Annotated in this window: 10 protein-coding genes; 4 read left to right on the top strand and 6 right to left on the bottom strand. The window is 64.2% G+C overall.

All coding sequences use genetic code 11. From position 1 onward, the window contains the following. Positions 1 to 111: 111 nt before the first annotated feature. Positions 112 to 1,047, top strand: a complete 936-nt coding sequence (gene tal / locus J7548_RS12280; protein WP_290974865.1) for a transaldolase — start codon at positions 112 to 114, stop codon at positions 1,045 to 1,047. A gap of 239 nt (positions 1,048 to 1,286) precedes the next feature. On the opposite strand, the gene J7548_RS12275 is transcribed toward tal, so the two are convergent. From J7548_RS12275 to J7548_RS12260, 4 genes are read right to left on the bottom strand one after another with little or no spacing between them, the layout of a single operon-like run. Continuing rightward, the gene (locus J7548_RS12275) at positions 1,287 to 2,324 is read right to left on the bottom strand and encodes an L-idonate 5-dehydrogenase (protein WP_290974864.1); all 1,038 of its coding nucleotides are present in this window, start codon (positions 2,322 to 2,324) and stop codon (positions 1,287 to 1,289) included. A gap of 31 nt (positions 2,325 to 2,355) precedes the next feature. After that, a complete protein-coding gene (locus J7548_RS12270; protein ID WP_290974863.1) occupies positions 2,356 to 3,150 on the bottom strand; it encodes an SDR family NAD(P)-dependent oxidoreductase in 795 nt (264 codons plus the stop codon). 54 nt (positions 3,151 to 3,204) lie between these two features. Continuing rightward, positions 3,205 to 4,758, bottom strand: coding sequence for a gluconokinase (gntK, locus tag J7548_RS12265; RefSeq protein WP_290974862.1), 1,554 nt, complete (start codon positions 4,756 to 4,758; stop codon positions 3,205 to 3,207). Positions 4,759 to 4,809: 51 nt separating this feature from the next. Continuing rightward, entirely contained in the window at positions 4,810 to 6,162 is a 1,353-nt protein-coding gene (locus tag J7548_RS12260; RefSeq protein ID WP_290974861.1) for a GntP family permease, read from the bottom strand. Between the two features lie 402 nt (positions 6,163 to 6,564). Between J7548_RS12260 and J7548_RS12255 the strand changes: the two genes are divergently transcribed. Next, entirely contained in the window at positions 6,565 to 7,623 is a 1,059-nt protein-coding gene (locus J7548_RS12255; RefSeq protein WP_290974860.1) for a LacI family DNA-binding transcriptional regulator, read from the top strand. A 299-nt stretch (positions 7,624 to 7,922) separates the two neighbouring features. Continuing rightward, positions 7,923 to 9,683, top strand: coding sequence for a gamma-glutamyltransferase (gene ggt, locus J7548_RS12250; protein ID WP_290974859.1), 1,761 nt, complete (start codon positions 7,923 to 7,925; stop codon positions 9,681 to 9,683). 137 nt (positions 9,684 to 9,820) lie between these two features. Here ggt and J7548_RS12245 read toward each other — a convergent pair whose 3' ends face one another. Continuing rightward, complete coding sequence (locus J7548_RS12245; protein ID WP_290974942.1) at positions 9,821 to 10,723, bottom strand: LysR family transcriptional regulator; 903 nt, start codon at positions 10,721 to 10,723, stop codon at positions 9,821 to 9,823. Positions 10,724 to 10,821: 98 nt separating this feature from the next. Here J7548_RS12245 and J7548_RS12240 point away from each other — a divergent pair, with 98 nt between their 5' ends. Next, on the top strand, positions 10,822 to 11,520 hold the full coding sequence (locus tag J7548_RS12240; RefSeq protein ID WP_290974858.1) for a type 1 glutamine amidotransferase domain-containing protein: 699 nt from the start codon (positions 10,822 to 10,824) through the stop codon (positions 11,518 to 11,520). Positions 11,521 to 11,613: 93 nt separating this feature from the next. Here the strand turns inward: J7548_RS12240 and J7548_RS12235 are convergent, their stop codons facing one another. Further along, a complete protein-coding gene (locus J7548_RS12235) occupies positions 11,614 to 12,936 on the bottom strand; it encodes a hemolysin family protein (RefSeq protein ID WP_290974857.1) in 1,323 nt (440 codons plus the stop codon). Between the last annotated feature and the right edge of the window lie 87 nt (positions 12,937 to 13,023).

Genomic DNA, 13,023 nt, shown 5'->3' with positions numbered 1-13,023 from the left:
TACTGCAACCCAAGCTGATCCAGGATCAGGCGTTCGCCGACAGACAGTCCTCGGCAATTGCGTACAATGGCGTCATCGCATTTCTTTCCAACTTAGCAACCAGGACATCCCATGAGCCAGCTTGACCAGTTGAAGCAGCACACCACCATCGTGGCCGACACCGGCGACTTCCAGGCGATGAAGGCCTTCGCGCCGCAGGACGCGACCACCAATCCCTCGCTGATCCTCAAGGCGGTGCAGAAGGACGAGTACAAGCCGCTGGCCGAGGCGGTGGTCAAGACCCATGCCGGCAAGAGCACCGAGCAGGTGATCGACCGCCTGCTGGTCGCCTTCGGCCTGGAAATCCTGAAGCTGATCCCGGGCCGCGTGTCCACCGAAACCGACGCGCGCCTGTCCTTCGACACCGAAGGCACCGTCGCCAAGGGCCGCGAACTGATCCGCCTGTACGAGGAAGCCGGCATCAAGCGCGAGCGCGTGCTGATCAAGATCGCCTCCACCTGGGAAGGCATCCGCGCCGCCGAGATCCTGGAAAAGGAAGGCATCCGCTGCAACCTGACCTTGCTGTTCTCGCTGCCGCAGGCGATCGCCTGCGCCGAGGCCAAGGTGCAATTGATCTCCCCGTTCGTCGGCCGCATCTACGACTGGTACAAGAAATCGACCGGCCAGGAATACACCGGCGCCGACGATCCGGGCGTGCAATCGGTCAAGGCGGTCTACAACTACTACCGCAAGTTCGGCTACGCCACCGAGGTGATGGGCGCGAGCTTCCGCAATACCTCGCAGATCGTCGAGCTGGCCGGCTGCGACCTGCTGACCATCAGCCCGGAACTGCTGCAAAAGCTGTCCGAAACGGATGCGCCGGTGGAACGCAAGCTGAGCAAGGAAGCCGCGCAAGCAGCCGCGATCGAACGCGTGACGCTGGATGAGAAGGCGTTCCGCCTGGCATTGAACGCCGATGCGATGGCGACCGAGAAGCTGGCTGAGGGCATTCGCCTGTTCGCGGCCGATGCGGTCAAGCTGGAGAAGATCGTCGAGGCGTTGAAGTAACAGGCAAAGCCGGCCCGACGGCCCGCGTCGCGCGACGAACGACGCTGGATCCCGGCCTGCGCCGGGATGACGGCGATAGGGTAAGGCCGAAACTCTTCCACACCTCGCCGTCATCCTGACGAAAGTCAGGATCCAGCGACGTTCAGGCGGTCGCGAATACCCTGCTCCGTTTTCTGACATAAAGACGAAAAAAATCCCGGCACGCAGCCGGGATTTTTTATTGGCGATGCCAGCAATCATCAGGCAAAGCTGATCTGCACCTTCATCATCTTCGAGCGGTCGCCGGCGATCTCAAACGCCTCCACCGATTTCTCGAACGGATAAGTCGCCGTGATCAGCGGCTTCACATCCACCAGCTTCTTGTTCATCAGCTCCACCGCCATCGCGAACTCTTCGTGGAAGCGGAAAGCGCCGCGCCAGTCCAGCTCCTTGCCCACCAGCAGGTTGGCAGGGAAATTGATGTCGCCGCCCAAGCCCACCTGCACGATGACGGCTTGCGGACGCAGCGCTTCGAGCGCGCCGACCAGCGCGCGCTCGTTGCCGCTGACTTCGAACAGCACGTCGAAGGTGCCTTTGTCGGCGGCGTATTCCTTCAGGGCGTCGGGCGTCTCGGCCATGTTGATGGCGCGGTCGGCGCCGACCTTGACGGCGGTTTCCAGCGGCATCTTGGCCACATCGGTGGCGACCACTTCCAGGGCGCCGGCGCGGCGGGCGGCAATCACCACCAGCGCGCCGATCGGGCCGCAGCCGGTGACCAGCACGCGCTTGCCGACCAGCGGGCCGGCGCGGCGCACCGCGTGCAGCGCCACCGACAGCGGCTCGGCCATCGCGGCTTCGCCGTCGCTGACGTGGTCGGCCACCACGTGCGCCTGGGCGCGCTCGATCACGATTTCCTGGCGGAACGCGCCCTGCACGTGCGGCATGCGCATGGCGCTGCCGTAGAAGCGCATGTCCAGGCAGTGGTTCTGCTTTCCTTCCTGGCAGTATTTGCAGGCGCCGCAAGGGCGGCTCGGGGAAATCGCGATGCGGGTGCCCGGCTTGATATCGGCGATGCCGGAACCGACTTCGGCGATCTGGCCCGACACTTCATGGCCCAGCACCATCGGTTCCTTGATGCGCACCACGCCGAAACCGCCGTGATGGTAGTAATGCAGGTCGGAGCCGCAGATGCCGCCGGCCTTGACCTTGACCTTCAGCTGCTGCGGCTGCAGCGCGCCGGTTTCCAGTTCCTGGATGCGCAGGTCGTGCGGCGCGTGGATGACGATGCCTTGTTGCATGGTGGTCTCCTGGTTGTTGTGCTTGAAAGACTTAAAGGGTGGCGGTGACGCCGCCATCGACATAGAGGATGTGGCCGTTGACGAAGCGCGAGGCGTCGCTGCCGAGGAACACGGCGGCGCCGACCAGGTCTTCGACATCGCCCCAGCGGCGCGACGGCGTGCGGCCGATCAGCCAGTCGGAGAATTTCGGGTCGTTGACCAGCGCCATGTTCAGTTCGGTCTTGAAGTAGCCGGGGCCGAGGCCGTTGACCTGCAGGCCGTACTTGCCCCAGTCGATCGCCATGCCCTTGGTGAACATCTTGACCGCGCCCTTGGTGGCGGCGTACGGCGCGATGCCGGGACGGCCCAGTTCGCTCTGCACCGAGCAGATGTTGATGATCTTGCCGCGTCCGCGGGGAATCATATGGCGCGCCACCGCCTGCGCGGCGTAGAACACGCTGTTGAGGTTGGTGTTGATGATGTCGTGCCAGTCGGATTCCTTGAAATCCTCCAGCGGATTGCGGCGCTGGATGCCGGCGTTGTTGACCAGCACGTCGATGGCGCCGATCTCGCTTTCGATCTTCTGCACCGCAACCTTGACCGCCTCGTTCGAGGTGGCGTCGAAGCTGGATTCATGGATGGTGTGCCCTTCCTCGCGCAACTGCTGCGCCACCTTGGCCAGCTTGCCGGCATCGCGCCCGTTGAGCACGATCGCCGCGCCCGCCTGCGCCATGCCGCGCGCCAGCGCCAGGCCAATGCCGCCGGAAGAACCGGTGATCAGGGCCAGCTTGCCCTCCAGCGAAAATTCCTTCAGTCCTGCGGGCAAGGCGCTCGTCTTCACTGTCATGTCTTCTCCTGTTGTCGGTGGTGTTTTTGTCGGTGGTGTTTTGTTTTATTGGTTTTATTCAGGCTTGACCATCTCGCGCTGGAACGCGGCGATGGCGTGGTACTCGGCTTCCAGCTTGGCCGGAATCGCCGCGAAGATCGGCTGCAGGCGGCCGTAGACCTTGACGGCCCGCGCATCCGGCGCGTGGTGGTGGTTGGAACCGACCATGCCGGAAATCGCTTCCAGCGAATCCACCAGGCCCAGCGCATACGCGCCCAGCACGGCCGCGCCGAGGCAGGACGACTCCACGCTCTCGGGCACCATCACTTCGCGGTTGAAGATGTCGGCCATCATCTGGCGCCACAGTGCCGAACGGGCGAAGCCGCCGGTGGCCATCATGCGCTTGGTGGGGCCGACCAGGTCTTCCAGCGCCGGCAGGATGCTGTAGAGGTTGAAGATCACGCCTTCCAGCGCGGCGCGGATCATGTGGTGCTTGCCGTGGTGCAGGCCCAGCCCGAAGAAGGAACCGCGCAGGTCGGCATTCCACAGCGGCGCGCGTTCGCCAGCCAGGAAGGGATGGAACAGCAGGCCTTCGGCGCCCGGCGCCACCTTCTCGGCGATGCGCGTCAGCGCCTCGTAGGGGTCGACGCCTTCGCCGCGGGCGGAGGCGGCCTCGGCGGTCGCCAGTTCATCGCGCACCCAGCGGAAGATGTTGCCGCCGTTGTTGACCGGGCCGCCGACCACCCAGTGCTTCTCGGTCAGCGCGTAGCAGAACAGGCGGCCGTGCGGGTCGGTCAGCGGCTCGTTGATCACGGTGCGCATGGCGCCGGAGGTGCCGATGGTGACCGCCACGTGGCCGGTCTCGATGGCGTTGACGCCGAGGTTGGACAGCACGCCGTCGTTGGCGCCGATGATGAAGGGCGTCGAGGTCGACAGGCCCAGGCGCTGCGCCATGTCCGCCGGCAAGGCCGGCAGGCGGTGGGTGGTCGGCACCGGCCTGGGCAACTGGGCGGCATCGATCTTCAGAAACGCCAGCGCTTCCTTGTCCCAGCCCAGTTCGCGCAGGTTGAACATGCCGGTGGCCGAGGCGATCGAGTGGTCCACCACCCATTCGCCGAACAGGCGGAACAGCACATACTCTTTAATGCCGACGAAGCGCGCGGCCTTGCCGAACACTTCCGGCTTCTCGTGGCGCATCCACATCAGCTTGCACAGCGGCGACATTGGGTGGATCGGCGTGCCGGTGCGGCGGTAGATGGCGTTGCCGTCGAATTCCTTCTTGATGCGCTCGGCCCAGAGCGAAGCGCGGATGTCGCCCCAGGTGATGCTGTTGGAAAGAAGGCCATTGCCCTCGTCCAGCGCGATCACGCTGTGCATGGCGGCGCTGAAGGACAGCACGGCGACGTCTTGCGGCGCCGCCTTGGCGGCCTTCACCGCGCCGGCGATCGAGCCCAGCGCGGCTTCATAGATTTGCTGCGGGTCCTGCTCGGCCATGCCCGGTTCGGTGCAGAGCACCGGATACTCTTCCGCGTGCTGGGCAACCACCTTGCCGTCGAGAGTGAAGACGACGGTCTTGGTGCTGGTGGTGCCGATATCGACGCCAAGCATGTAACGGGGAGTAGCGGACATGGTGTTTCCTTTATGGCAAAACGCCCGGCGCAGGCCGGGCGGGTAGATCGGTTACACGACCAGGTTGAGCAACATGATGAAGATGATAGCAACAACTGAAATCAGGGTTTCCATCAGCGTCCAGGTTTTGAAGGTTTCCCCCACGCTCATGTTGAAGTATTCCTTGACCAGCCAGAAGCCCGCGTCGTTCACATGCGACAGGATCAGCGAGCCAGCGCCGGTGGCCAGCACCAGCAATTCCTTGTTGGTGCCGGGGATCATCGCCACCAGCGGCGCCACGATGCCGGCGCCGGTGATGGTGGCCACGGTGGCCGAACCGGTCGCCACGCGGATCACGCCGGCCACGAACCAGGCCAGCAGCAGCGGCGAGATTTGCGCATGCACGGCCAGTTGGCCGATGGCGGTGCCCACGCCGGAATTCACCAGCATCTGCTTGAAGCCGCCGCCGGCGCCGATGATCAGCACGATGGCCGCGGTCGGCGCAAGGCTCTGGTCGACGAACTTGAGCACTTGCTGGCGGGTGAAGCCGCGCGCGGTGCCGAAGGTCCAGATCGCCAGCAGCAGCGCCGCCAGCAGGGCCACGATGGGGTTGCCGATGAAGTCCATCAGGTCGCGCACGGCATGGCCTTCCGGCAGCGCGACGTCGACGAAGGTCTTGAGCAGCATCAGGAACACCGGCGACAGCACGGTGACCAGGGTGATGGTGAAGCCCGGCAAGTCCTTGGTCTGCGGCTCGCGCGCCAGTTGCGCCATCAGATCCTCGGACGGCTTGATGTCGACATACTTGGAAATGAAGGAGCCGAACAGCGGGCCGGCGATGATGACTGTCGGCAGGCCGACGATGAAACCGTAGAGGATGGTCTTGCCGATGTCGGCGCCGAACACGCCGATGGCCAGCAGCGGCCCCGGATGCGGCGGCACCAGGCCGTGCATCACCGACAGGCTGGCCAGCATCGGCATGCCGATCTTGAACAGCGGCACGCCCGAGCGGCGCGCCACGATGAACACCAACGGGATCAGCAGCACGAAGCCGATTTCAAAGAACAGCGGGATGCCGACCAGGAATGCGCCCATCATCATGGCCCAGTGCACGCGTTCGCGGCCGAAGGCGCGCACCAGCGTCTGCGAAATCTGGTCAGCGCCGCCGGACTCGGCCATCAGCTTGCCCAGCATGGTGCCCAGGCCCAGCACGATACCGACGAAACCGAGCACGCCGCCGAAGCCGTCCTGGAAGGATTTGACGATCTTGGGCAGCGGCATGCCCGAAATCAGGCCGAGGAAGCCCGATGTGATGATCAATGCGATGAAGGGATGGACGCGCAGGCGCGTGATCATCAGGATCAGCGCGAGGATGGCGATAACTGCGTTGAACAGCAATGTTGCTTCGTGGCTCATGCCCAGCATGGGGATCTCCGTATGCCGATAGCCGACGGCGCGCGGCCCGGCTGGCCGCCGGCACACGCGCCCGGCGCCATCAAGGCTGCGGGCATGCGTCTCCTGCGGCCGGCTTTAAAAAGCGGCGCGTCCGTCTGCACTATCTTCGTAGTGTTTTATTGAATCTTCCTGAGTGTGGTAGCCAACGCCGGCGCCGCCGCCGTGTTCCCGGCGGTCGATGTTAGCGTTAACATGGGGCGCGATGATAACGCTAACATTTGAAATCGGTCAAACATTTGTTGTGCTGCGCTGCGGCACGGCCGGATCGGGCAATGGTGTTGATCGTCCAGCCAAAGCGGCCGATGCGCGGCGCGGGTCGCGGGCCGCGCCGCGCCGGGGTATGATGTCGCCCAAACCGACCATCCCACCGCCATGAGCAAGCGCGCAGCACAAGACAGCAAACCCGTTTCCCCGTCCCCGCAGAAAGGCAGCCGGGCCACCGGCCGCGTCACCATCACCGATGTGGCAGCCGAAGCCGGCGTGAGTTCGATGACGGTATCACGCGCGCTGAAGACGCCGGCGCTGGTGCAGGAACAGTCGCGCGAACGCATCTTCAAAGCCATCGACAAGCTCGGCTACGTGCCCAACCAGGCCGCCGCCACGCTGGCCTCGGCGCGCTCGCAGGTGATCGGGGTGCTGGTGCCGTCGCTGACCAACGCGGTGTTCATCGAAACGCTCTCCGGCATCCGCGACTACCTGGCCGAGGCCGGCTACCAGTTCCTGATCGGCGAGACCGGCTATGCGCGCGACAAGGAAGCGCAGTTGATCGCCACCTACCTGGCGCACGCGCCGGCCGGCTTCCTGCTTTCCAGCAGCGAGCAATACGAGATCCTGCAAAGCCGCCCGGCCAGTCGCGCGATCCCCGCGGTGCGCATGTTCGACCTGGGACGCGGCAATGACGAATACTCGGTCGGCTTCTCGCAGACCAAGGCCGGCTACGCCGTGGCGCGCCACCTGGCCGAACGCGGCTACCGGCGCCCGGCCTTCATCGCCGCCCAGCTAGACCCGCGCATGATGAAGCGCCGCGAGGGCTTCCGCAAAGGCCTGCAGGACGCCGGCATCGATCCCGCCGTGGAAGTGCTGCTGCCGCTGCCGACCACGGTCGACATGGGGGCGCAGTTGCTGCGCCGCGTGCTGGAAACGCTTCCCGACTGCGACGCCGTGTTCTGCTGCAACGACGACCTGGCCCTGGGCGCGCTGTTCGAATGCCAGCGCCAGGGCATCGCGGTGCCGGGCCGGCTGGCCATCGCCGGCTTCAACGACCTCTCCTGGGCGGCTTGCGCCACGCCCTCCATCACCACCGTCATCACGCCGCGCTACGACATCGGCTACAAGTCGGCGGAAATGCTGATCCGCCAGCTCCGGGGCGAAGAGATTCCCAAGGGACGGCTCGACCTCGGCTTCGAACTGGCTGTGCGCGAGAGCACCTGAACGGCTGCCGCAGCGCAGCAGCCGCACCCTGCCGCCTGGCTCCATCAAAAGCACATCCGCTGGCTCTGCCCCGGCCGTGCGGGCAATGCTATCGTCTGCCCGCCGTGACTGTGCGATACGACGCATGGGTGGATGAAAGCCGTTCCAATAATCCACCGTATCCCGAACGATTCCTCTGGACAGATGCGAGCCAGACTCTACAATCGTCGGGTGCCGTCACCCTGCGCATCGCGCTACAGGAACGGCACGCCAATAACAAACAACAATCCACTCAAGTCCAGAAATTCAGGAGAATCCACATGCAAAAGTTCACGGGACTTGGCAAGCCGGCCGCATTGGCCTTGCTGCCCCTGTGCGGCGCGCTGTCCTTCATGCCGGCGACCGCCCAGACTCCCCCGCCGGCCGCGCCGGTCGTCAAATACGACCTCACCTACGACATCATCAGCCCGGTCCAGGCCAGGAACGGCATGGTCGCCACCGAGCAGGAACTGGCCACCAAGGTCGGCGTCGATATCCTGAAGAAAGGCGGCAACGCGGTGGATGCCGGCGTGGCGGTCGGCTTCGCGCTGGCGGTGGTGCTGCCCAATGCGGGCAACATCGGCGGCGGCGGCTTCATGATGATCCACGATGCCAAGACCGGCAAGAACGTGGCGCTGGACTTCCGTGAAATGGCGCCGCAGCGCGCCACCCGCAACATGTACCTGGACGACAAGGGCAACGTGGTGCCCGGCCGTTCGCTATACACCCACCTGGCCGTCGGCGTGCCCGGCACGGTCGCCGGCCTGTCGCACGCGCTGGCCAAGTACGGCACCATGAAGCTGTCGCAGGTGATGCAGCCGGCCATCGAACTGGCCGAAAAGGGTTACACCGTCAGCCCCAGCCTGGCCCTGATCCTGGCCGCCGAGCGCGAGCACCTGGGCCAGTGGGACTCCTCCAAGGCCATCTTCTTCAAGGACGGCCGCCCGCTGCAGGCCGGCGAAAAGCTGGTGCAGAAGGACCTGGCCAAGTCGATGCGCCTGATCGCCAAGCAAGGCCCGTCGGCCTTCTATGAAGGCGACATCGCCAAGAAGATCGTGGCCGAGATGGACAAGCACGGCGGCCTGATCTCCGCCGACGACCTGAAGAACTACAAGGTGGTGGAACGCGTGCCGGTCACCGGCAACTACCGCGGCTACCAGGTCATGTCGATGCCGCCGCCGAGCTCGGGCGGGGTGCACATCATCCAGATGATGAACATCCTGGAACGCTATCCGCTCAAGGAATACGGCGCCGACAGCGCGCAGTCGATCCACCTGATGGCCGAGACCATGAAGCTGGCCTACGCCGACCGTTCCGAATACCTGGGCGATCCCGACTTCACCAAGGTGCCGGTCAAGGGCCTGACCTCGCGCGCCTACGCCGACGAGCTGGCCAAGAAGATCAACCCGGAGCGCGCCACCCCGTCGTCCGAGATCAAGCCGGGCAAGCCGCAGCCGTATGAAAGCGACCAGACCACGCACTATTCGGTCGCCGACAAGGACGGCAACCTGGTCGCCACCACCTACACGCTGAACCTGAACTTCGGCAGCGGCATCGTGGCCACCGGCACCGGCATCACCCTGAACAACGAGATGGACGACTTCTCGGCCAAGCCGGGCGTGCCCAACGCGTTTGGCCTGGTCGGCGGCGACGCCAACGCGGTCGGCCCGTACAAGCGCCCGCTGTCGTCGATGTCGCCCACCTTCGTGCTCAAGGACGGCAAGCCCTTCCTGGTCACCGGCAGCCCGGGCGGCAGCCGCATCATCACCACCACGCTGCAGACCATCCTCAACGTGATCGACTACGACATGAACGTGGCCGAAGCCACCATCACCCCGCGCATCCACCACCAGTGGGCGCCGGACCAGTTGCGCGTGGAAAAGGGCTTGTCGGCCGACACCGTCAAGATCCTGCAGGACAAGGGCCAGAAGGTCAGCGTGCAGCCGTCGATGGGCCGCACCCAGACCATCCAGATCAAGCCGGACGGCTTCTACGGCTTCTCCGATCCGCGCAATCCGGACGGCCGTACGCTCGGCTTCTGATCCGCAGCACCCAATGCGAACCGGCGGCTGCGGCCGCCAAAAAACAAAATGCCGCGACGTGATGAATGTCGCGGCATTTTTCATTTCACGGTGGTATTGGATAAGGCGGTTCCAGTGTCGCGGAGAACAAGACGACCTTACCCGCCCGGGTTTCCAAGCGCATCAATCAGCGCCCGAGCCGCCGCCGATTGATGCCGATGCGGCGCATACACCAGCGAGAATGGTCTCGTGCGTCCGCTGAACTGCGGCAACAGCTCGACCAGGCGCCCGTTGGCCAGGCGCTCGCGCACGATGAAGTCATACGTCTGGCAGACACCAATGCCCTGTTCGGCCATCGACACGGTTCCCAGCACGTCGTCAGACACCTCCAGAACCGAGTTTGGCTGCCATTCAACGTTTTCGCCGTCAACGATGAACGACCAATCCCCATGCTTTCCCGTGCGCGGCATGACGAAGGGCAAGCAGACATGCTTCGCCAAATCATCGAGCTTCTTCGGGACCCCGGCCCTTTTCAGGTAGTCGGGCGCAGCGACGAGCCGCAACTCGGCATCCTCCAGCTTGCGGGCGACAAGGCCGCTGTCGGGAAGCTGCCCGAGCCGGATCGCCATGTCAAAGCCCTCCTCTACCAAGTCGACGTTGCGATTGGTGATGTTCAGCTCCAGCCTGACCTCCGGATGCCGGGCGAGGAAGGGCTTGAGCAACACAGGCAAGCGGAAATGGCCGAACGTGGTGGGCGCGCTGATGCGTACACGTCCGCTCAGCGCCGCGCTGCGCGACTGTGCTTCCTGCTCGGCCACCCTCAGCAGGTCGAAGGCCTCCCGCGTCTGTTCCAGATACCGGCGACCGGCATCCGTCAGCCCGATGCGCCGGGTCGTGCGACGCATCAATTGCTGCCCGAGCCGGGCTTCCAGCCGTCCGACCGCCCTGCTGAGCACGGACGCCGTCGTCGACAGCGCGGCTGCGGCCGCAGTGAAAGAACCGTGCTCCATCACCGCAAGGAAGGCTTCTACATCGCCAAGGTATTCAAAACTTCGCCCCATTTTGTCCTTATGAGAACTAATGAATTTCATTAAAGCCAGTTTATCTCCTTAACTGACATCAATAAAGTGGCGAAACCGAACCTTAAAGGAGCAGCCAAATGACCATAACCAAACCCAGCATGACGAAGCCCGTGCTGTTTGTTCTTACCAGCCACGGCATCAAAGGAAGCACCGGGGAAGCTACCGGCTACTACCTGGGAGAAGTCACGCATCCACTTGCTGAACTGAAGAAGGCCGGCATCGCCGTCGAGTTCGCCTCCATCAAGGGCGGCGAGCCCCCCGTCGATGGCCTGGACCTGAGCGATCCGATCAATGCCCATTTCTGGAACGATGCCGAATTTCGCGCCCAGGTCGCCAACACGATGCGCCTGGCCGACATCGATCCGTCGAAGTACGCAGGCATCTTCTTCGCAGGCGGCCACGGCGCGATGTGGGACTTCCCCTTCGACGAAGCCGTCCGCAGCGTTACCCGCTCGATCTACGAGGCAGGTGGCATCGTAGGCGCGGTCTGTCATGGCCCTGCCGCACTCGTGAACGTCACTCTCGGCAATGGCGAACCGCTCGTCGCCGGCAAGCGTGTCGCCGCGTTCACAGATAGTGAAGAGCATGCCGTCAAGCTGGAGAAAGTCGTTCCCTTCCTGCTGGCCAGCACGCTCGTCGAGCGTGGCGCACACCACCAGCCGGCGGCGGACTGGACCGCGAACGTCGTCGTCGATGGTCGTCTGGTGACGGGACAAAATCCGCAATCGGCGGCCGGCGTCGGCGCGGCAATGCGCGACTTGCTTCGCACGGCCTGAACCGGAGCGCCAGATGGGGCTTCAATTGCAAGGCAAGTAGCCCCTGGCGCCGGGCGCGGAAATCGGACGCGACAGCTTGCAGGACAGCGTGGATCAGTCGCGCGCTTCCTGCATTTTTGGATAGACCTTCACCAGCACGATCTTCGGCCCCGACATGCGCTTGATCACCACGTCGAACGCCGGGAACTCGATGCGCTGGCCTTCCTTGGGCAGGTCGCCCAGCTTCTCCATCACCAGGCCGCCGACCGAGTCGATGCTGTCGTCGTACTCGATGTCGATGCCCAGCATGTTTTCCAGCGTCACGATCGGCAGGCTGCCCTTGCCCAGCAGCGTGCCGTCGTCCTGGCGCGCCCATTCGCCGGTGTTGTGGCGGAATTCGTCGCGGATCTCACCCACCAGCAGGCTCAGCATGTTGTCCAGCGTGATGAAGCCGTCCGGCGGCTGGCCCTTCTTGCCGATGATGGCGAAGTGCGGCGAGCCGGTGCGGAAGCGCCGCAGCAAATCCAGGGCCGGCAGCGCCGGGGAAATGAACTGCACCGGGCGCAGGTAATCCTTCAGGTTGACGATGGCCTTGCCGTCCTGCTGCGCCAGGAACACATCCTTCAGGTGCACCAGGCCCAGCACCTGCTGGCGCTCGGCATCGAAATACGGATAGCGCGAGAAGCGGTTGCGGTAGATGGTGCCGAGGTTCTCTTCCAGCGTCATGTCGTCGCCCAGGGCCACGATTTCGCTGGCCGGGCGCATGATGTCGGCCACATCCAGTTCGCTGAAGTTCAGGCTCTGCGCCAGCACGTTCCATTCGTCGCGGGTGAACTTGCCGTTCTTGCCGCTCTTGTTGCCGGCGCGCAGGATCAGCTTGAGCTCGTCGGAAGAATAATGCGAGTCATGGCCATGCACGCTGCCCAGGCCGGCCACGCGCAGCAGCCAATTGGAGCTGGCGTTGAGCACCCAGATCAGCGGATACATGCCCCAATAGAACCCGTACAGCGGCAAGGCGCACCACAGGCCCAGCTTTTCGGGGCTGCGGATGGCCAGCGACTTGGGCGCCAGTTCGCCGGCCACGATGTGCAGGAAGGAGATGACGAAGAAGGCGAACACGAAGGAAACGCCGTGGATCAGTTCCTGGTTGCTCACGCCGGCCAGCGAGAACAGCGGTTCAAGCACGCGCGCGAAAGCCGGTTCGCCGATCCAGCCCAGGCCCAGCGAAGCCAGGGTAATGCCCAATTGGCAGGCGGAGAGATAGGCGTCCAGCTGGTTGTGGACAACGGCCAGGATGCGGCCGCGTACGCCTTGTGTTTTTGCGATGGCCCGGATGCGCGTTTGCCGCAATTTCACCAGGCTGAATTCTGCTGCGACGAAAAAACCGTTCAACGCGACCAGGAAAAAGGCCGCGACGATCAGTAATATGTTTTCCAACTAGGGTTCCTATGGGGGTTGTCGAGGGGCCCGGTTCGAAAACCATCGAACCGGACTCGCTAATTTACCATGCTGCGCATCGGGAGC

Origin of the sequence: Herbaspirillum sp., from assembly GCF_017744395.1 — a bacterium.
Taxonomy (GTDB): Bacteria; Pseudomonadota; Gammaproteobacteria; order Burkholderiales; family Burkholderiaceae_D; genus Herbaspirillum.
This window is presented reverse-complemented; position numbering and strand designations above follow the sequence as displayed.